This is a genomic window from Leptolyngbya sp. GB1-A1, assembly GCF_039962475.1.
Lineage (GTDB): Bacteria > Cyanobacteriota > Cyanobacteriia > Elainellales > Elainellaceae > Leptolyngbya_A.
In genome coordinates this window covers 1-20042 of sequence record NZ_JAMPLI010000009.1, presented here as the reverse complement: position 1 = coordinate 20042, position 20042 = coordinate 1, and the positions used below count along the sequence as shown (strand labels likewise).

The following is a 20042-nucleotide window of genomic DNA, read 5'->3' as shown; positions in this document are numbered from 1 at the left end:
AATGTCAAATGCAATGTCAAAAACCTGCTCCTTTACAGCCCGGAGATTTGCTGCGGGTGATTGCTCCTAGTGGGGCACTGCGGGAGTTTGAGAGCTTTCGGCGCGGGGTGGAAATCTGGCAGTCACGCGGTTATCGCGTTGAGCTGAGTTCAGGCTATGACGATCGCTGGGGCTACTTGGCAGGCAAAGATGAAGGGAGACGATCGCAGCTTTTAGAGGCACTGAAAGACCCGGACTGTCGCGGTATTCTCTGTGCTAGAGGCGGCTATGGTGGGGCGAGGCTGCTGGAGAACTGGGGCGGCTGGCTCGATGACCCCAGATGGCTGATTGGATTCTCGGATATTACCAGCTTGCTCTGGAGCCTTTGCCGTTATGGAATTTCAGGCGTTCATGCGCCTTTACTCACGACGATCGCGGCTGAGCCAGCCTGGTCAATTCAGCGATTGTTTGATTGGGTCGAAGGGCACTCGATCGAACCGCTTCAGGGTACAAGCTGGGTTGAGGGAACCGCGAGCGGAATTCTGCTGCCTGCGAACCTCACCGTTGCCACCCATTTGCTGAACACGCCCGAACAGCCTGTCCTCACCAATGTCATTCTCGCGTTTGAGGATGTGACCGAGGCTCCTTACCGAATCGATCGAATGCTGACCCAGTGGCGGATGAGTGGGGCATTCAGTCAGGTGAAAGGGATTGCGGTGGGACGGTTTAGCCAGTGTGATCCGCCGCCGAATGTGCCTAGTTTTAGCGTGGAGGAAGTGTTACGCGATCGCCTGGGCGACCTGAAAATTCCAATTCTGGCAGAGCTTCCTTTTGGGCATGACGGGGTGAATGCAGCCCTGCCTGTGGGGGTAATGGGCAGGATAGAAGGCGATCGATTGTGGGTGGAGGAATCGAGTGGGAATGATGGGAATTAACAGTGAGAATTAACAGTGAATTGCTATAGCTCTATTCCAGATACAGCAAAAGGGGCAGTCTGCAAACTACCCCCAAAGAAAGCTGTGATTTTATTTTAGGAAATGGAATGCTCCCCCAAACATAATTTTCAGAAGATTGAGGATTTCAAGAACATCCTTATCCAATGAAGTTTTGTTCTGCTAATCGCTGAAGCGCGATCGTGGCAGCCGCAGAGACGTTGGGATGGCTGTCTTTTTCAAGGTACTTCAAGGCAGAAATGCTCTTGGGAGTGGGCAGGTGTCCCAGTGCCTCTGCCAGTCTTTGGCGCAGAAGCCAATCGTCGGACTGAGCAAAGCGCAGCATTGAATCGACTGCATCAACAGCTCCGATTTCGCCGAGTGCCGCGATCGCTGCCTGGTGTACAACGCCTTCAGGACTTTCCAGCGCATCCAGCAGCACATCACGGGCGCGGGGGTTTTTGAGATTGCCCAGGGCAACGGCAGCACTGAAACGCACCAGCCAGTCGGTGTCTTCATAAAAGGCCCGAACCAGCGGTTCAAACGCACGGGGGTCTTCGAGGTAGCCCAATGCTCCGGCTGCGTCTGCGCGAATGCCGTAATCGGGATCGGATTGCATCAGGCGAATCAGGATGGGGTAGCACTCTTCGGTTTGCTTCACACCCAGCGAGAACACTGCCATCGATCGAATCTGAAGACTTTCGTCGTCCAGCACTTTTTTAATCAGGGGAACCGCGTCTTCTGGCGGGACATTTCGCAGCGATGCCAGAGCAATCATGCGGTCCTTGGAATCTGCGCTTTCAAGTTGGGTGGCAAGCTGGGTCAGGCTGGGATGAGTCATGAAGACTTCCTTTTACAAAACTTTACGTCTCTCTCATTCATTATATGGGTGGCTCCCTGGTTCAGCATTGGGGGACAACCGTACAGCCGCTGAAAGCCCCCGATTCCAGCAGGCTTTGAACCCTGGAAGAGTTCAGCTTCTTCTTAAAATTGGGGTGGCTGAGAGCAACAGATCAACGAATTTGAGCGACCGTAACCCCGGTGCCGCCATCGGTGTGATCGGCCAACTCAAAGCTTTCAACCTGCGGGTGGCGTTTGAGAAAGTCCTGAATGCCCTGCCGCAGCTTGCCTGTGCCGTGTCCGTGGATAATCCAAAGCGACCCTGAATCTGCCCGACCGATCGCCTGATCGAGATCTTGTTCGGCATCGGCGACCCGTTTGCCGCGGAGGTCGATCGTATTGCGAGAGGTGCGGACGGCAGGAGCGGGGGGAGAGGGAGAGGTAGGAGGTTGGGGAGAGGGGGTGGGAGTTGGCTTGGACTTTTCAGGAATTTCTGGTTTTTCGCCTTGGAGCGATTCGATGTCTGCCAGGGTGACGGTCATTTTCATCAGCCCAAAGCGGACTTGCAGCTCGTTTGCGTCGTTGGGAGCAGTCAGGACTTCGGCAGTTTGCCCCAGTCGCGGAATGCGGACCCGATCGCCTACCTGGGGACGGAAACCTGGTTTCGGCTTGGGTGGAGCCTGACGAGAAGGCAAGCGCTGAGCCGCGATTTGATTCAGGTTATCCGTAGCGCGCTGGGCATCTTGTCCGGTAGGTGTGCCTTTTTGCAGACGGCGAATCACCTGGGCAATTTCACCTTTTGCCTGCTGAATTGCCTGCTGAATTGCCTGTTCTTGCTGTGCCTGAAGCTCGCGCTCCCGGTTTTGCAGCATTTCGGCTTTGCGAGACACTTCCCGATAAAGCCGCTCGGTTTCGGTGACTAACTGCTGAGCGGTTCGCGCTTTTTCTTCCTGCTGCCGTCGTTGTGCTTCCAGTCCGGCGATGACTTCGTTGACTTCCGCCGTTGCGCCCATGCCAACCTGACTTTGTGCGGCTTCTACGACTTCAGGATTGAGACCGAGCCGTTTGGCGATCGTCAGTGCGTTCGATCGTCCCGGAATGCCCCAGAGCAGGCGATAGGTGGGTGACAAAGAAACATCGTCGAATTCCACCGAGGCATTTTCAAAGCGATCGTCTTGATATTTGAGAGCCTTGAGTTCGCCAAAGTGAGTGGTGGCGATCGTGAGGGCAGCGTGATCGGCAAGATGGTTCAGGAGCGCGATCGCGAGGGCACTGCCTTCAGAGGGGTCAGTTCCGGCTCCAACTTCGTCGAGGAGAATGAGGGCGTTGGCGAGGGAAAATCGGTGAGTATCAGTCGCCCGATCGCCCCCTAAATCGCTCAAGTCTGAGGAACTTTGAGCTTCAGTTTGACTGTTCTCTAAATCCCCTGATTCTGGAGGACTTTGAGCTTCGCTTTCGTTGGCTGGCTCGGGGGCTGAGTGGTGGGTCGAAGAGGGTGTTTCGATCGCATCGCTACCCAGTGCCGCCAAAATGCGGCTGATGCGGCGGATGTGTCCTGAGAAGGTGGAGAGGCTTTGCTGAAGGGATTGTTCGTCGCCAATGTCTGCGAGGATTTGCTCAAACCAGGGAATTTCCACAGGTTCGCGGGCAGGAATGAACAGGCCCACTTTTGCCATCAGTGCCGCCAATCCCATTGTTTTGAGCGTGACAGTTTTGCCGCCTGTGTTAGGTCCTGTGATCGCAATGACGCGCAAACGCGGCTGAATCACCAGATCGATCGGCACAACAGATGTTCCCTGTTCATGCTGCTGCTGCCAGACTAGGAGAGGGTGACGAAGCTGGCGCAGCGTGATTTGTGCTGGAGAATCTGAAGATGAATCCTGTTCGGTGAAGGGGATAAACCGGGGCGGGTTTGCTTTCAGCCAGTAGGAGTAGCGAGCGCGAGCGGTTGCCAGATCCAGGGTGGTGACGATCGCCAGCAATCGTTCCAGATCCTCCTGAACTTCAGCAATTTGCTCAGTAAGTACTCGCCGCACTTCTTCTTCTTCGCGCTGTTCTTGGCGCACTAACTGACGGAGCTGGTTGCCCTGATTCACGATCGAATGCGGCTCCACGTAGAGGGTTAATCCGCTGGTTGAAGTGTCGTGAACCACGCCGGGAATCGCATCTTTATGAGAAGCCTTCACTGGAATCACAAACCGATCGCCCCTCTGCGTAATCAGCGGCTCCTGAATCGCGTTCGACTGGCGTTGCAGGGTGCGGTGCAGCACTTCATAAATTCGATCGCGGGTACTGCGAATTTGCTCCCGGATGCCTGCCAGCTTGGGATTGGCACGATCGGTAACTTTGCCGCGATCGTCGATGCAGCGATGAATTTCCTGCTCAATTTCAGGGTAGGTTCGCAGCTCGGCAACCAGATTATTGAGTACAGTCATGTCTGGCTGGTTATCGATGACGCGGCGGATTTGCCTGGCTCCGTTGAGGGTTGTGGCGATGTCGAGCAATTCCTGCCCTGCCAGAATGCCCCGCAGCCCTGCTCGCTCTAGCGAGTCGCCGATGTCCTGCACGCCATCAAACGACAAACCGCCCGACACCAGCGTTTCGAGCTGATAAACCTCTTTGGTTTGGTCAAGGAGGGTCTGGCTCTGGGCGATCGTCTCTGGAATGGGAAGTTGAATTGAGGCTGTTTTTCCGAGTTTCGTGGCGGCAAAGGTGGCGAGGTGCTGGCACAGTCTTGACCATTCCAGCAGTTCCAGGGTTTCGGCTTGGATCAAGGGCTTTAACGACGTTAATTGTTTTGAATCTTGCTGTCTCTATTTTAACTGAAGCCTCATTCTCAAGGGGCAGAATCCTTCTGGGGAAGGACTTAACTAGAGGTTAAACAGCCTTAATCCGGCAATCAATTTCGCTTAATTTTGCTGTGGGATCGTCAGGAAGGCAATTTCCCTATTATTCACGCCCAATCCTTCCTTAAGCTTATGCCGACGAGACTGCAAATCCTCCATGCCTCTGATTTTGAAGCTGGAATTCCGGCGATCGATGATTCGATTCGGTTTTCGGCAATCCTTAACTACTTAAGAACTTCCACGACAGGACCGTTTGCGGCTCCGGCAGATGCTTTAGCCAATACGCTCACCCTGTCTTCGGGCGATAACTATCTTCCGGGTCCGTTTTTCAATGCTTCCAGCGATCCGCGCCTTAATGGAGTGGGAGGATTGGGAACCAGCAGCGCCCCCACGATCGGACGGGCAGATATCGCGATCCTGAACAACCTGGGCATTCAGGCATCTGCCTTTGGCAACCACGAGTTTGATCTGGGAACGCGGCAGGTTGCAGATTTAATTCGATCGGGCAGCGGCAATCCAGGCACGAATTTTCCTTACCTCAGCTCAAACCTGGATTTCTCGACCGATGAGAATCTGCGCGGTTTAGTGGCTGCCAATCCCATCACCGCCGAAGCCAGCACGATCCGACGGCAGATTGCCGAGAGCACGGTAATCACGCTGCCAAACGGCGAAAAAGTTGGGATTGTGGGCGCAACAACTCCTACGCTTCGCACCATCTCTTCACCCGGAGGTGTGACCGTTCTCCCGTCTAGCCCTACTGACTACGCTGCCTTGGCCGCCGAGATTCAGCAAACTGTGGACGTTCTGAAGGGACAGGGCATCAACAAAATCGTTTTGCTGTCGCACATGCAGCAGCTCAACATTGAGCGAGATGAACTGGCTCCCCGCCTGCGAGACGTAGACATTATTATTGCGGGTGGTTCTCATACGCCCCTGCTCGAAGCCAACGATGCGCCGCGATCGGACGGAGGCAACCCTCCGGTACAGGGCTATCCAATTCAGCGAACTTCCGCTTCGGGTCAGCCGGTGCTGGTGCTCAATACTGACGCAAACTATCGCTATGTCGGTCGATTAATTGTCGAATTTGACGATCAGGGTGTCCTGAATCTCAATAGCCTCAATCCGGTGTTAAACGGTGCTTTTGCCACAGACGAAGCGGGAGTCGATCGCCTGTATGGCAGCAATGTTGACCCGCGTGCGGTAGCAAATCCCAATATTGTGGCGATCTCGGATGGACTGAGAACGATCATCAGCAGCAAAGACAGCACTATCACCGGAAAAACCAAATTCTTCCTGAACGGAACCCGCAACGACGTGCGAACTCAGGAAACGAATCTGGGCAGTTTAACCGCTGATGCTAATATCGCCTATGCTCGGCAGATTGATCCCACCGTTACGCTGTCTCTGAGGAACGGCGGTGGCATTCGAGATAATATTGGCTCGGTGTCTGCGGCTCCCGGCGCAACAGATGCAGACGATGTGCAAAAGCTGCCGCCCCAGCCCAACTCGCTCGCGCCCAACAAACAGGCAGGCGATGTGTCCCAGCTGGATATTGAGAACTCGCTGCGGTTTAACAACGGGCTATCGCTGATTACCGTTACCACTGCCCAGCTTAAGCAGTTGCTTGAACATGGCGTGGCGGATACTGCACCGGGCGCAACTCCGGGACGCTTTCCCCAGGTGGGCGGCATGGTGTTTAGCTTTGACCCGAATCTCGCAGCAGCCGAAGATGGGAACGGCAACGGCACGCTGGATTCCGGCGAAGACAGAAACGGCAACGGTACGCTCGATGGCGGACGGCGAATTCGCAATGTTGCCTTGGTAGATGAGCAGGGCAGAGTCACTAGCACGCTCGTGCAGAATGGGGCGATCGTCGGCGATGCAAACCGCACCTTCCGCATGGTGACCCTGAACTTCCTGGCAGGCACGACAGCCGGATCGGCATCGGGCGGCGATGGCTATCCCTTTCCACAGTTTGTGCGCGCCAATCCGACCCTGGCGAACCGGGTGGATCTGACCGGAGAAACCACGGCGGATCTCAATGGCAATGGTGTGATTGATGCGGCTCCCACTCTGCCTGCGGGACGCTTTGCCTTTGCGCCCAGCGGAAGCGAACAGGATGCCTTGGCAGAATATTTGGCACAAGTTGGCTCTTTCAATCAGCAGGATACCGATCCGACGCAAGACACCCGGATTCAAAACCTCAGCGTGCGGAGCGACACAGTCCTGACTCGCGGTCGTCGCTTCACTGGAACAGGTCGAGCAAATACACTGCGCGGAATTGCAGGCGACGATCTTTTGCTGGGCTTGGGTGGAGCCGATCGCTTGTTGGGCGGTAGAGGCAACGATGAGCTAGAGGGCGGCAGAGGCAACGACCAACTGGCAGGGGGCCGAGGCAGAGATATCCTGAAAGGCGGCTTGGGCAGCGATCAGCTCACGGGCGACCAGGGCAGAGATTTCTTTGTGCTGGAAACGGGCAGAGGCCAGGATACCATTCGCGACTATCAACGAGCCGATCGGCTTCAACTCAGCGAGGGACTCCGATTTGGCAGCCTGACGATCGAAGACACAGAGGCTGGAACGCTGATTCGCTTACGGAATGATGTTCTGGCACTGGTACGCGGTGTTTCTGCAAATCAGATTACGCGAGCGGATTTTAGCAGTCCGGCGTAGGAAGCGAGGTTGACGAGAGGGTAGTTTGAGATGTCTGCTCAATCTGCCCTTATTTTGCCTCTGTCCTTAATCTTGCCCTTATTAAGAATGCACCTAAGAATCCATCAAACTGGATTTGCAAAGCTTGCCAGCGTGAGCTTGGTCAGCGTGAACTACAATTCTCCCAGCGTTGCCGGATGGGGTCGGTCGATCGGGCGATCGTCAAGCTGGCAATAAGGGCGAGTGTAGCAAAGCGGCGTTTCCAGGGCGTGCTGTTCCAGAAATTCGCGATCGTTCATCACCAATTCGGTTGCGCCATCGTACACGATTTGTCCATTGCTGAGAACCACCGTGCGGCTACACAGCTCTACCGCTAAATCCAGATCGTGGGTGGCGATAAGCTGGGTCAGGGGAAGCACCCGCAAAAGCTGAATCAACTGGCGGCGAGAGCGGGGATCAAGCTGAGCGGTAGGTTCATCCAGCACTAAAACCTGCGGCTGCATTGCCAGAACGCCTGCGATCGCGACCCGCTTTTTTTCGCCGCCCGACAAATTCATCGCGTTGCGGTTGGCAAATCGATCGGGTTCCAGTCCGATCGCGTGCATAGCGTGCTGCGATCGATGGGTAAGTTCCTTGCCGCGCAAGCCCTGGTTCATCGGACCAAAGGTGATATCTTCCCAGACGGTCGGCATGAAAATCTGGTCGTCAGGATTTTGAAACACAACGCCGACAAAGTTTCGGATTGCAGTCAGATTTCTCTCAGTGACAGGTAATTCGCCAATGACAACCTGCCCGGTTTGGGGCAGCAGCAGCCCGTTTAGATGCAGCAAAAAAGTGGACTTGCCAGAGCCGTTTGCGCCGACGATCGCCACTTTTTCGCTAGCACGAATAGATAAGTTAATGTCTTGGAGAGCTTGTGTGCCGTCAGGATAGGTGTAGCAAAGCTGCTCAATGCTAATTGGGTTATGGTGCATTCTTACGGTAAATGACGTTGGGGGTGAACGCAGCAGATGAATTTAGAATCCGAGCAAAACTGCCTGACCGAGCAGCAGCAGCAGAATCATCATGGTAATGGCGATCGTATCGATCCGACCAGGGCGGGGGTGTTCCTGCAGGGGCGGTATGTTTTGATAGCCGCGAGACAGCATTGCCTGATGAATGCGATCGCCCCGCTCATAAGTGCGAACAAACAGCGATCCGATCATGTTGCCGAATACAAGTCGCTGCCTGCCCCGATGATTTAATAGATTACGGGATTGTGCCGCTCGTCGCATCGTGTTAAATTCATCGACCAGCACATTGATGTAACGATACATCGACGCAATGATCGCAATCAGCAACGGGGGCATTTTCAGGTCAGCCAGGGCATTCAGCAGTGCGGGGATCGAAGTCGTCAGCACCAGCAAATTCAGCATCAGCAAAGACAGCAATGCCTTCAGTGCAACGCTTCCCAACACCGTGAGTCCGACCGTGGTCACCTTCAGCCAGCCCCACTGCCACAGCACCGTTCCCCCCTCGCGAAACAGCGTTCCCACAATCACTACACCCACAAAGGTAAACTCGATCGCCACCCGTCTGAGCAGAACAGGCAGGGTCAATCGTGCCGTCAAAATTAAGGTCAATAACCCTAGACCATACACCAGCCAGGTGAGCCAGCGTCCGTTGGGGGTGAGGGCTGTGGCAAACACAAACAGCAAAGCGCAAATCACCCGTGTTCTGGGAATGAGCCGATGCCAGGGGGTCGTTTGCTGGCTATCGATATCCAGATGAAATGCGCCAATGTGGAGCAGCATTCAGCGAAATCCTGATGAATCGAGGGGTGGAGCAAGGGGGGATTGGGGACTGCAAACAAACTATTTATTCCCAGGCGGAATTCGATCGATCGGAGCAGGCGCATCGCCTTTGACCAGCAGTTTGCCCATGCTCCAGGCAATGCCAAAGGTTGCCAGGGTTCCCAGCAAGCCTGCCAGCGGTGTAGCAACAGCATCCGGCACTCCGCGAAGCGCGTATTCTTCAAAAATGGAATAAAAGGGTAACCTATGAGCCGGGGGATTTTCAGCCGCTTTTTGATCAAAGCCGTAGTCCTGTGAAACGCGATCGAGCCCGTCAGGATTGCTACTGGCAAACGGCGAGAGAAACACGGCAATCAAAAGAGCCACGCTGAGTCCCAGTACGGTGAAAGCGCGATTGCGAGAAGACTGACGCATAGCAATATTTCCTTCAAACACTCAGATTGAAATTGATAAAGATCGAGTTAGGCGGTGAAGCGCAGAGAATGGGTTGCGATCGTTAGCGAGAAGAAATCGCACGAGGCATCGTATCCATTGCACGACGACGGGGCGGGTCAAACAGCAAGTCTGGGCGGCTGCGCCAGATATAGCTCACCACGACCAGCGTAATCAAGGCTTCGCCAATGCCGATTAAAACGTGCCAGCCTGTCATTGCCGTAAACGAAACGCCCAGCGGCATTGTGCCTGACAAAGCAAGCTGAAACGCACAGACGATCGCCGCCACAACGACGCTGATCCAGGCAGCCCCAGCAGAAGCAACTGACATCCCTCGCCAGCGGTTCATGCCGATGCTGGAGCGAATTACTTTGTACAGGTAGTAGCCTGCAAAAGTCCCAATCAAGCCCATATTGAAAATGTTTGCGCCCAGCGCGGTTAAGCCTCCATCTTGAAACAGCATCGCTTGCACAATGAAGACAACTGACATCACTAGCGATCCTGCCCAGGGACCCAGCAGAATGCCGGCCAGCGTCCCGCCCATTAAGTGACCCGAAGTGCCGCCCGGAATCGGAAAGTTAATCATTTGAGCCGCAAAGATAAACGCAGCGCAAACGCCCATCAACGGCACGGTTCGCTCTTTGTATTCTGCCTGTACTTTATTTAACGACAGCGCGATTAACGCGATCGAAACAACCCAGGTAATTAGGGTAACAGGCAAATTCAGAAAACCATCGGGAACGTGCAGGGCTAACTGCGGGTAATGAGAGAAGCCAATGAAAAAAGGTACAGCTTGAACCATAAATCTGCTGAGGCAATTGAAAATGTTACGGGTAAATTCGCAAATTTAGCAATTTAATTCAATCCCCTCCTGGGGGACTTTTAAGCAATCTTAAGGAGAACTAAAGGAACGGAATGCGCCAGAAGTTTAGTTTTAAGTAGATACAGCAAGAAATATTTTGGAGTGAGATTGGTGAATTGCTTTTTATATATCCATCTATTGCGTAATTCTAAAAAACATCCATCTTTTAGAAGATTTTGTATATCCATTCTGTTGTTCAGATTGAACGGCTGCTTAAATTGTTAAAAACCTTGTTGATTTGTTGTGAAAGAATGACATTTGCTAGTGACCGATCGTGCTGTTGCAAATGGTGCGATTCTCAATTTTTTGGGAAGGATGTTTATAGAAAGCTTCCATCCTGATGGATCACCATACAGCAGGAAGGGAATTCATAGCAGGAATTTTATCGTCAAGCAATCAAGAATACAGATGCCATGATTCCTGCTACGTTCTCTAGATTATTTTGAGTTGGTTATGAAAATTTGCCCTGTTGAGTCTACTGCTAGTTCTATCACGATCAGTAAACATCATCGCAGTCCATCAAGCCCTGTTTACTCCTGTCGTTCCTGCCGTGCCAGAGCAAGGATTCTGCAGCGGAACGTTGCAGCACTGTTCCCCCTTGCGAGCAATCGATGTCTAAACGCCTGCTGGCACTCTGATCAAGAGCGAGGGAGCGGCTCTCGCTGTCTGGTCGCCTGCTGGCAAGCCGACACGATGTGAATCTCGGGCAGGTTTTATTCCTGTTCCTGAAACCTGAGCAGCAGCGCACCTAGCGATCGATCCGAATTTGAACCCTCTGAATTTGAACCCTTCGCAGTAAACGCCACTGTCTGCAAGCTTTCAAACAGAGGCTTCACCGTTTGCTCTAGACGCTGCACGATCGGCTGATTGCCATAGCGAGCGCGAAGCTCAGTCCAATCCAGATAAATCTGCGAACGACCCTGACTCGGCGCACCCGCATCTTCAAGTTGGGCGATCATCTGCTGTAAGGAAGCAGGAGTCTCGGCAGTGCTGGCTTCGATGACCTGCCGCATCACTTCAACTGAAGTGGCAAAAACCTGATAATTGCCAAGCTGGGTGTGCAGTCCTTGAACCGTTGCTTCTAGGGAAAGGTTATTTCTCCCCCGGAGCGGCGTGAGCTTTGTCCAGGCAAACACCTCCTGTTCGCCAAGCTGAAATGTGCCACTGCTAAGTCCTTGCTGAGCGGCGATCGCATTGAGCTGTTCCAGTCCTGCTTTTATGTTGGGTGACTGCTCAGTGATAAACGCTGCATCGAACTGCTGAAGCAAAGCCGTTTTGTCAGCCGCATTCGCACCTTGATTTCCGCTGCGAGGAACCAGTGCCAAAGCAAATTCTCCCGGCATCCAGGGAAAGAGATTGGCGGCAAACTCTACGCCCCACTGCTGCTGTAATCGATCGATCGCCTCCCACACCGGAGTTGTCCAGGACGCACCCGACTTCTGGAACTGTTCCCAGGTCTGTCCAATATTGACCCCGCTTAACGCAAAAGCACTGGTTGCAGGCAGGTTTTTCAAAATCGCTTTTGCATCAGCCGAAGAAGGGGCGGGCAACGATTCTGCTGAGTTAGAGAAATCAAGCAAACTTTCGGCGAACCCTTGTTCCGCTGAACGGTGGGATGAACCGGGGGCGGACAGCAAGCTCAGCTTCGCTAAAATGCCCTGGGATGTGGGCTGCAATGCCGCAATCAAACGGATTTCGCTCGGCTCGGGACGCTGTGCCGTCAGCCAAGTGGCAAACTGGGGCACATTCACAAAAGCTACTCCGATTCGGCGATCGCTCAACTGGTCAATTGCCTGCTCATAGGTGCGATCGGCATTCAAACTCAGCTCTGTCGCCTGCACATTGTTCAACGCCTGCCGCAGCACCTTGGGATAATTAGCAAACAGCACAAATCGATCGCTGACGAGCGCAGTGGTTAAAGACGGCAGTTCCGGGGCTTTGTCTGAATCCGATCGGCGGCGCGGCTCTGGCTTTGCATAAGTCAACTCCACCCCCGCAAACGTCTCTTTTACCTGATTTTGGGCAGACGCTTGACTGCGCCAAAACCGTTGCAGTGAGACTTTTGCCTGAGTAGGGTCAGCGACTTCGACTGCCAGCAAATAGCCCGGCTGCTGCCCGTTCTCAAAATCGCGATCGACATCAGGATTCATCAAGGCCAGGGTCATTTCATCGGCTGCCCAGGGCGCAATGTCATCGCCATAGCTCAGCTTCGGTTCCCCCAGCAAGCGACGCTGCCAGCGATCAAACTGTGCCTGTACCTGTGCCCGTTGCCCGATGCGAGTATTGGTTAAGCGATATGCCTTGAGCCGATCGGGATTTACCTGAAGCGACAGCATCAGCGGAGCCTGCCGGGAAACAAACAGCGCGGCTTCCGGTCTGCTCGAAATGCGCGTATCGTCGAGCCGCAGCGGGCTCTGGCTCTTGAGCCACACTGCCCCAACCACGCTGGCAGAAATCAGAACAAACACGATCGCCAAGAGAACGGTGAGAAAAGGACGCAGCTTCATAGGGAATTTAACGGCAGGGGGCTAATCAAAAGACGCTAAAGACGCTTTCGCATCCTGGAACCGATGCCAAAACTTAGTTTACTCTCGCTGCAAGGCTTTTTTCCCGAATTGACCGCAATTCCTCCTTCCGGGTTCGACCTACTCCGTTGGAAAGAAGATATCTCACGGTTCCCTTCTTACGATCGGAGCAATCGAAGCGGTTCAGCCATTGACTCAACCGATACTCAACCGAAAACTGCTTCGCATCGCAGAGCGGCAAGCAATCGTCACGGCTCTATCTCACAGCTCTATTTCATCGTTCAATCGTCATAGTTCTGCGGCGTCAACGTTCGATCAGCAACCTGGAGGGTTCATGCGAATTCATCATCTCAATTGTGGCTGTATGTGTCCTTTGGGTGGGGCACTGTTTGATGGCTTCAGTCGGGGTCTGACGGCTCATCTGGTTTGCCACTGTCTTTTGATCGAAACAAATCAAGGATTAGTGCTGGTAGACACCGGGTTTGGACTGCGCGACGTGCAAGCTCCCCACTCCCGTCTCAGCCCATTTTTTATCTATTTTAATAACATCCAGTTTAAGCAGAAATATACGGCGATCGATCAAATTGAGCGGCTCGGCTTCTCAGCGCGAGATGTGCGCCATATTGTGCTGACTCATCTAGATTTTGATCATGCTGGCGGTCTGGAAGATTTTCCCGAAGCCACCGTGCATCTGATGCAAAGCGAAGCAGCCGCCGCTCGAACTCGGCACGGCTTTATTGGCAAGCGGCGATACCGTCCCGGACAGTGGGACGAAGTGAAAAACTGGAAATACTACGCAGCAGGCGGCGATTCCTGGTTTGAATTCGAGGCAGTCCGCGATCTGGAAGGCTTGCCCCCCGAAATTCTCTTAATTCCCCTGGCTGGACATACCCCTGGTCATGCCGGAGTTGCAATTCAAACCTCAGACGGCTGGCTGCTTCATGCAGGCGATGCTTATTTCTACCGTCACGAAATGGACGGCGCAAATCGCCAATGCACTCCCGGTCTCCGTGCCTACCAAACCATGATGGAAGTCGATCGCCAAGCTCGCCTCCATAATCAAGACCGTCTGCGACAGCTTTCACGCAATCACAAAAACGAGGTTCGTCTTTTTTGCAGCCATGATGCGATCGAATACCAATCCCTGGCAGAAAAGTCTCAAACGAATCGCTTGATCGAACGTTGACGCAATCAGTAAAACGTTGACAAGATTCTATCATTCTGTTTTTCGATTGTAGAAGCACATTTCTGATCGTGTTCAATCAATCTCAATTTGATGTGCGATGTGAATGGGGCGAACAGGGAATTTTCCATCTAGCCTCTATTAGCGATGTCATCGTCATCGTTGACGTGCTATCGTTTTCAACTTGCGTTGAGATTGCAAATTCTCGAGGGGCAATTGTTTATCCCTATCAATACAAAGATGATTCGGTAACAGCATTCGCTGAGTCAATTAACGCGAAACTGGCAAACCAGCGTGGTGGCAATGGCTATTCCCTCTCTCCTGCTTCTTTGCTGTCGGTTCCCCAAGGTTTGCGCCTCGTACTTCCTTCGCCCAACGGTTCAGCGTTGAGTTTATCCACTGGAAAGACTCCAACCTTAGCCGGATGTCTGAGAAACGGTCGCGCCGTTGCCTTAGCCGCGATGGCTTACGGGCGAAAAATTGCGATCGTTCCAGCAGGCGAAAAATGGAGTGATGGCAGCCTCCGTCCCGCTTTTGAAGACTGGATCGGAGCAGGGGCAATCATTCGTTATCTAAGCGGCAATTTGTCCCCTGAAGCAGAAGCCGCTGCGATCGCCTTCCAGGGACTTCAGCACCGTCTAACGCAGCTCATGCCGCAGTGCAGCTCTGGCAAAGAACTGATTGAACGAGGCTTCCCGCAAGATGTTGAACTTGCCGCAGCATTCAATGCTAGCAATTGTGTTCCAACCCTGATTGATGGAGCCTATCTTCATCCTGATCGATCGCAGTAAACACGACTCATCAGTCTGCCCCCTCGCAAAACCCTGCTGCCAGCAGTCCAGCAGTGATCAACAGAGCTAGGAGAAGCGGTACAGGGCGTTGCTGAATTGGAGTATGATTCGCCCCCCTAGCCCCCCAAAATTGGGTGGAACTGATCCTCAAAGTCCCCCAGCATTGGGGAATTTAGGGGGCGATGCGGGGTCTTAAGTTGTGTCTTCATACTTCGATTCAGCAACGCCGCGGTACAGTCTCCTCTGCGATCGAGCCATAGAAAATTTACACGCTTACATTGAAGGCTCTTACTTCTCAATAAATACCAGATCCTCAGGTTTTTCAGTTAACCTCAAGGTTTGACCGTTGACTTCAATCAAATTATCAAACCCCGTAATCTTGCCTTCAGGCAGGACAAGAACGCGATCGTCGTTACTATTGAGGTAGTCGATAAATCCAGATAAATCAACACTGTCATCGTTAATTGCCAGGTAGCTAAGCAAGCGGCGAAATAGCTTCGGCAGAATAACAGCCTCCTCAATGATGGTTTTCAGACTTTCGAGTTCAAATCCGCGATTGGTTACATCTTTTGTCCACAAGCCCAACCCAGCAGAGCGGGCTGATTCAGTTGCAGCTGCCAGAGCCTTTCTCAGGTCAATGTAGAGCTTTGAATAGAACGTGGGATATAGCAAACCCTCGGCAACAAGCTGGTAATTTGCACTCTGCTTCAGGAGATCTTTAGTGACGAAAACAGAGGCTCCATCGCTTTCATCGAGATCTCCGGCAAAAGCAAAGGCGATCGCTCGTCCGTAGATATCAGCAAAGCGAGTCAGAATGTATCCATTCACTGTGTTGGGAGCGGCATCCTGCACAATTTCCTTCGGTCCTCGCCGAATCGTTTTGCTGTCAAAGCCCAGCAGATCGAGCAGATGAGCAGCAGCTTTGTTACCGAATTCTTCGGGTTGACGCTGGGTTCCAAATGCACCGACTCGCGCTTGAAAATGGGTTTCCAGTGCGTCGATCGCATCAAGGCGCAGCTGTACCCCTCCTAGGCGATTGGCACGTACTCGGTTTTCTAGCTTTCGCCATAGAGCGGGATTCTTGGGAATAAATCGAACAGAGTCACCGTCAGGGGCAGTTCCTTTAATGGAAAAAGTTCCTTTGATGAGAATAAGGGGCATGGCAACCTCCTAGTAATTGTTGGAGTTGTTAGGAGAATCAGGTAAAGCTTATTGCATTCCAGAAGGAAACCTAAATATGACAGTATCACCTAATAAAAATTTAACTTCTGGTGAATTGATAATAGATTGACAAACTCAATTTAATCTAATGATAATTTGACGACTCACTGATAAAGAAACTATGTTTTTCCAATAATCTCTTCTACTATAAAGTTGAATTATAATTTATAGTTCTGGCTTGTTTGGTTAATCAGTTTTTGTTTGCCAGATAATACTGGTTCGAGAGCTTACCTGAACGGCGACACGGCAGATTTTTTGATATCGGCGTGGATGAAACTCATCGTCACAGCCGTCAGTCGATCGATTATTGAGCATTGAGCGATCGAAATTCGATCAGTACAGTTAGACGGAGGACAGGTCTTCTGCCTCTGTTGCGTTCGCTTGAGATGCTGAACGCTTGAGATACTGAATCGAAAACAAATGCTTAACCTGGAGGACTATCGAGCTGAGGAATATGTCAGCTAAGGGTGGTCGAATGCGGTTGTCGAGTTCTGGTGCGTTCAAGCAATGACTATCGCTTGTTTGGATTGCGCTCGTCGAGAACATCTGATAATTCTTCCAGTAAGTGACGAAGCTGAGACATTTTACGCTGTCCTAATTGTGCTGCCCACTCTGCTTCGACTTGTCGGCTGATTTGAATCGCCATTTGCTGTACTGCTTGTCCTTGATCGGTGAGGCGAATTAACTTTGCTCGTCCGTCCGTTGGATCTGGAATCATCTCGACATACCCATGATTGTGCAAGTATTCAACCAGATAATTCATACTTTGTTTTGTCATTTGGGCATTGTCTGCCAGCTCTGTCAGGCGAGAGCCATGGGGTGAGATGTAGCGAAATACATTCCCATGCGCCGGACGAATATCCTCAAATCCGCTCGTCACGACTTTGGAGTAAACTCGATCGAGCAAAACCTCAAAGGGGAGTCGCAGTAATGCACCGATTGTTTTAACCTGCTCTGTCACGTTTTCACGCTGCTCCATTTTCATCATCAACAGTATTGAGTTGAATTAGCGTGGCTCACCCAGTGGTTCACCCAGTGCTTACCCAGTAAGGTGAATCGATCGGGCGAATCAGTAGTCAGTTTGCCTGACTAATATGGTCAGAGAACCTGATGATATTCATCAATGCTACTGCAAGGAGAAACCGTTATGATGATTCACCACATTTCAATTCCGGCAAGTAACCCGCTACACGTTGCTCAGGTGCTAGCAGAAGTTTTTGATGGAAAAGTTGGAATTTTTCCACCGAACCCTGACAGTTACATGGTGGTGGCAGGTGATGAATACGGCACGCTCATTGAAATTTATCCGTCCGATAGCGTCATTGTTCCAGGGCAGGGCGATGGCCAAGCCTGGTTTCAAAAAGATGCTCATGCGGCAAGCTACAGTGCTGTTCATGCGGCAATTTCTGTGCCGACTAACCTGGAGCAGATTGAACGTATCGCTGCACGAGAGGGATGGCGGGTGTTGCCCTGTAGCCGAGATGGCTTATTTGATGTGATTGAGTTTTGGGTTGAAAACCAATTGATGTTGGAGTTGCTAACCCCCGCGCTCGCTCACAAATATCTCAATGCAATGCATCCCAACAACTTAGAACAACTCATGCTGGATATCGCTCAGGTTGAAGCAAGGGCTTAGCGAAGTATGAAGACACAGCTTGAGACCCTGCATCGTCCCCCAAATCCCCTAATGCTGGGGGACTTTGAGGATCAGTTCCCCCCAATTTTGGGTGGCTAGGGGAGCGAATCATACTCCAATTCAGCAACGCCGAAAATAGCTCTAATTGTCACTGAAATTGAACATGAATTTAAAGCTATAAGGAGGAACCACGATGCAAACACAAGCACAAAGTGATTTTTAACTGCACACTTAAACAAATTACTGAACCCATTTTCGACTTTAACAGCAATCGATTCAAAAACTGGCTTGCTCAGGGTAGACACTTCATTGTCCAATACTTAACGACTCAAGATGAACCCAAAATTGGCAATCCAATGGTTGGTTTGGGTATTCCTGGTCGAATGTTTACCTTCCCAAAACAGGGCAAACGGTTCGGTTGACCTTTGAAGCAGAAGTTTGAATTTGGTTAGAAGAGAACCTGCAATTTTGAGGAGGACAATAGCGATGACCGTAGAACGTAAGATTGCCAACACGTTTCACATGGATGAGGAAACCTGGGCACGTCATGCCAATCCCTGGAGCGTTTGGACTCGTTTCACTGTCCTGCCGATTCTGATTTTGGTAATCTGGAGCCGTGTCTGGCTGGGTTGGTGGTCATTAGTTCCCATCGCGATCGCCCTGTTCTGGATGTGGATCAATCCCCGCATCTTTGCGAAACCTCAATCCACTAATCATTGGGCTTCTAAAAGCGTATTGGGTGAACGGGTCTGGTTGAATCGAGATACCGTTCCTGTTCCAGAACACCATCAACGGGTTCCCAATGTACTGAGCTTGGTTTCAGTGATTGGTATGGCGGTTGTGATCTGGGGATTAGTCACACTTGATGGTTGTCTCACGCTTCTGGGATGTGCCCTCGTTTATCTGAGCAAACTGTGGTTTCTTGACCGTATGGTGTGGCTCTATGAGGATATGAGACAGGCTCATCCCCAGTATCAAAGCTGGCTTTACTAGACATTAATGCTTTCTTCCACGTGCGGGTCTGGCGACGCATCTCCTATACCGGCAGAAGACTCAAGGCTGGAGGAAACCGTGGGGTGGATGGAAAGACATAGAAGCTAACTAAATTCAAAGTACGGTATCGATTCCCGATAGGGAGGAGGATCTCATGACCTCAAACGAACTGCACGTCGTCATTGGAGCGAGTGGTGGAACGGGGAGTGCGATCGTGCGAGAACTGGTTGCACGAGGAAAACAGGTTCGTGGCGTGAACCGCAGTGGTCATGCCAATTTTCCCTTCGATATCGAAATCCTCAAAGCCGACGCAACAGATCCCACTCACATGCGCGAAGTCTGCCAAGGGGCAACGGTGGTCTATAACTGCGTCAATCCGCCGTTTACTCAATGGACTGAGCTATTTCCAGCCGTGATGGAAGCGACGATCGCAGATGCCGCTGCTGCCAATGCCAAGTATGTGTTTGCAGATGATACCTGGATGTACGGCAAAGTAAACGGACCAATGACTGAGGACTTACCTTGCAGACCCGTCAGCAACAAAGGGGTATTACGTGCCTGGTTAGCAGAAATGCTGCTTGCAGCTCATAGCAAAGGTCAAGTGCAGGCAGTGATTGGTCGTGGTGGCGAGTTATACGGCCCACTGGTTGAGTCAGTGCTGGGGCAAAATTTGTTCGGAGCCGCAGTGTTAAGCAAGCGGGCCACGTGGTTTGGCAATCTAGATCTGCCATTGACACCGCTCTTTATTGATGATTTTGCGAGAGGACTGATAACCCTGGCTGAGCAGGACGAGGCGATCGGGAAGGTCTGGCATATTCCTACCCCTGAGCCGATTACAGGGCGAGAGTTTGTCCGCCTGATTTTTGAGGAAGTGGGAAGAGTTCCGAGAGTCATCGCTTATGGCTCTAGAGTCGTGAAAGCACTGGGGCTGTTTTGGTCTTTAGCGCGGGAAGGGGCAGAAATGATCTATCAATTTGAACAACCCTTTGTTATTGACAGCAGCAAGTATCCCTGTTTCATCACTCTAGGCAGAGGAAAAGCGCTGAGGAGCCAAGTGAGGCAACCAGCCTGGAAACTGGTTGATCTGGTCAATTAGGCTCATAAACCCATGTCCTAAATCAGGAATGTCAAACACTGCTAACCAAGACTTGATGGAGCAAAAGTAGAGGAATGGTTGAATCAGCAATTGCACGTTATTGAGCCGCCGTTTCCAGCCTTGTGGCTCATTCCAGTAACGATGCTGACGAAACCGAGTAAGTAAATCTAATTGACCTTCATCAAGTACAGCGGGTCGCTCATTTCCTAAACCCCAAAATTGTAAGCTCACCATCAAGTATGCGCTCGAAACAATCTCCCA

The 20042-nt window shown here is 51.9% G+C and carries 16 protein-coding genes and 1 pseudogene; 7 read left to right on the top strand and 10 right to left on the bottom strand.

The genetic code is table 11. From position 1 onward, the window contains the following. Positions 1-8: 8 nt before the first annotated feature. Positions 9-914 (top strand): LD-carboxypeptidase, encoded by a 906-nt coding sequence (locus NDI45_RS11560; protein WP_348247421.1) that lies wholly within the window; start codon positions 9-11, stop codon positions 912-914. Positions 915-1071: 157 nt separating this feature from the next. Here NDI45_RS11560 and NDI45_RS11555 read toward each other — a convergent pair whose 3' ends face one another. Then, on the bottom strand, positions 1072-1752 hold the full coding sequence (locus tag NDI45_RS11555; RefSeq protein WP_348247420.1) for a HEAT repeat domain-containing protein: 681 nt from the start codon (positions 1750-1752) through the stop codon (positions 1072-1074). A 172-nt stretch (positions 1753-1924) separates the two neighbouring features. Further along, positions 1925-4525, bottom strand: a complete 2601-nt coding sequence (locus NDI45_RS11550) for an endonuclease MutS2 (RefSeq protein ID WP_348247419.1) — start codon at positions 4523-4525, stop codon at positions 1925-1927. Between the two features lie 204 nt (positions 4526-4729). On the opposite strand from NDI45_RS11550, the gene NDI45_RS11545 reads away from it, so the two are divergent. Continuing rightward, on the top strand, positions 4730-7270 hold the full coding sequence (locus tag NDI45_RS11545; protein WP_190791385.1) for a 5'-nucleotidase C-terminal domain-containing protein: 2541 nt from the start codon (positions 4730-4732) through the stop codon (positions 7268-7270). Between the two features lie 152 nt (positions 7271-7422). Here NDI45_RS11545 and NDI45_RS11540 read toward each other — a convergent pair whose 3' ends face one another. From NDI45_RS11540 to NDI45_RS11520, 5 genes are all read right to left on the bottom strand, one after another. After that, entirely contained in the window at positions 7423-8223 is an 801-nt protein-coding gene (locus tag NDI45_RS11540) for an energy-coupling factor ABC transporter ATP-binding protein (RefSeq protein ID WP_190791386.1), read from the bottom strand. Between the two features lie 42 nt (positions 8224-8265). After that, positions 8266-9042 (bottom strand): cobalt ECF transporter T component CbiQ, encoded by a 777-nt coding sequence (gene cbiQ, locus NDI45_RS11535; RefSeq protein ID WP_348247418.1) that lies wholly within the window; start codon positions 9040-9042, stop codon positions 8266-8268. 60 nt (positions 9043-9102) lie between these two features. Then, on the bottom strand, positions 9103-9456 hold the full coding sequence (locus NDI45_RS11530) for a PDGLE domain-containing protein (RefSeq protein WP_348247417.1): 354 nt from the start codon (positions 9454-9456) through the stop codon (positions 9103-9105). 82 nt (positions 9457-9538) lie between these two features. Continuing rightward, on the bottom strand, positions 9539-10276 hold the full coding sequence (cbiM, locus tag NDI45_RS11525; RefSeq protein WP_348247416.1) for a cobalt transporter CbiM: 738 nt from the start codon (positions 10274-10276) through the stop codon (positions 9539-9541). Positions 10277-11049: 773 nt separating this feature from the next. Beyond that, positions 11050-12843: a DUF3352 domain-containing protein gene (locus tag NDI45_RS11520; RefSeq protein ID WP_348247415.1), complete on the bottom strand. Its 1794-nt coding sequence runs from the start codon at positions 12841-12843 to the stop codon at positions 11050-11052. 352 nt (positions 12844-13195) lie between these two features. Here NDI45_RS11520 and NDI45_RS11515 point away from each other — a divergent pair, with 352 nt between their 5' ends. Further along, on the top strand, positions 13196-14047 hold the full coding sequence (locus tag NDI45_RS11515; protein ID WP_348247492.1) for an MBL fold metallo-hydrolase: 852 nt from the start codon (positions 13196-13198) through the stop codon (positions 14045-14047). Positions 14048-14115: 68 nt separating this feature from the next. After that, positions 14116-14835, top strand: a complete 720-nt coding sequence (locus NDI45_RS11510; protein ID WP_347277900.1) for a 2-phosphosulfolactate phosphatase — start codon at positions 14116-14118, stop codon at positions 14833-14835. Positions 14836-15123: 288 nt separating this feature from the next. Here the strand turns inward: NDI45_RS11510 and NDI45_RS11505 are convergent, their stop codons facing one another. Next, positions 15124-15996, bottom strand: a complete 873-nt coding sequence (locus tag NDI45_RS11505) for a thermonuclease family protein (RefSeq protein ID WP_348247414.1) — start codon at positions 15994-15996, stop codon at positions 15124-15126. Positions 15997-16567: 571 nt separating this feature from the next. Further along, on the bottom strand, positions 16568-17035 hold the full coding sequence (locus NDI45_RS11500) for a MarR family winged helix-turn-helix transcriptional regulator (protein ID WP_348247413.1): 468 nt from the start codon (positions 17033-17035) through the stop codon (positions 16568-16570). 168 nt (positions 17036-17203) lie between these two features. On the opposite strand from NDI45_RS11500, the gene NDI45_RS11495 reads away from it, so the two are divergent. The 3 genes from NDI45_RS11495 (at position 17204) to NDI45_RS11485 (ending at position 19781) form a co-directional block, all read left to right on the top strand. Beyond that, complete coding sequence (locus tag NDI45_RS11495) at positions 17204-17692, top strand: hypothetical protein (RefSeq protein WP_242067084.1); 489 nt, start codon at positions 17204-17206, stop codon at positions 17690-17692. Positions 17693-18178: 486 nt separating this feature from the next. Continuing rightward, entirely contained in the window at positions 18179-18685 is a 507-nt protein-coding gene (locus NDI45_RS11490; RefSeq protein WP_348247412.1) for a DUF6653 family protein, read from the top strand. Between the two features lie 154 nt (positions 18686-18839). Next, entirely contained in the window at positions 18840-19781 is a 942-nt protein-coding gene (locus NDI45_RS11485) for an NAD-dependent epimerase/dehydratase family protein (protein WP_348247411.1), read from the top strand. Here NDI45_RS11485 and NDI45_RS11480 read toward each other — a convergent pair. Next, a pseudogene (locus NDI45_RS11480) lies at positions 19710-20042 on the bottom strand (IS701 family transposase); the annotation flags it as partial. The gene NDI45_RS11485 and the pseudogene NDI45_RS11480 sit on opposite strands and share 72 nt — an antisense overlap.

Bases quoted from the DNA above. Each gene is read 5' to 3' on its own strand.
- cbiM (WP_348247416.1), bottom strand. From the start codon at position 10,276: ATGGTTCAAGCTGTACCTTTTTTCATTGGCTTCTCTCATTACCCGCAG.
- NDI45_RS11540 (WP_190791386.1), bottom strand. From the start codon at position 8,223: ATGCACCATAACCCAATTAGCATTGAGCAGCTTTGCTACACCTATCCT.
- NDI45_RS11500 (WP_348247413.1), bottom strand. From the start codon at position 17,035: ATGGAGCAGCGTGAAAACGTGACAGAGCAGGTTAAAACAATCGGTGCA.
- NDI45_RS11560 (WP_348247421.1), top strand. From the start codon at position 9: ATGCAATGTCAAAAACCTGCTCCTTTACAGCCCGGAGATTTGCTGCGG.
- NDI45_RS11545 (WP_190791385.1), top strand. From the start codon at position 4,730: ATGCCGACGAGACTGCAAATCCTCCATGCCTCTGATTTTGAAGCTGGA.
- NDI45_RS11520 (WP_348247415.1), bottom strand. From the start codon at position 12,843: ATGAAGCTGCGTCCTTTTCTCACCGTTCTCTTGGCGATCGTGTTTGTT.
- NDI45_RS11495 (WP_242067084.1), top strand. From the start codon at position 17,204: ATGATGATTCACCACATTTCAATTCCGGCAAGTAACCCGCTACACGTT.
- NDI45_RS11505 (WP_348247414.1), bottom strand. From the start codon at position 15,996: ATGCCCCTTATTCTCATCAAAGGAACTTTTTCCATTAAAGGAACTGCC.
- NDI45_RS11555 (WP_348247420.1), bottom strand. From the start codon at position 1,752: ATGACTCATCCCAGCCTGACCCAGCTTGCCACCCAACTTGAAAGCGCA.
- NDI45_RS11485 (WP_348247411.1), top strand. From the start codon at position 18,840: ATGACCTCAAACGAACTGCACGTCGTCATTGGAGCGAGTGGTGGAACG.
- cbiQ (WP_348247418.1), bottom strand. From the start codon at position 9,042: ATGCTGCTCCACATTGGCGCATTTCATCTGGATATCGATAGCCAGCAA.
- NDI45_RS11490 (WP_348247412.1), top strand. From the start codon at position 18,179: ATGACCGTAGAACGTAAGATTGCCAACACGTTTCACATGGATGAGGAA.
- NDI45_RS11515 (WP_348247492.1), top strand. From the start codon at position 13,196: ATGCGAATTCATCATCTCAATTGTGGCTGTATGTGTCCTTTGGGTGGG.
- NDI45_RS11530 (WP_348247417.1), bottom strand. From the start codon at position 9,456: ATGCGTCAGTCTTCTCGCAATCGCGCTTTCACCGTACTGGGACTCAGC.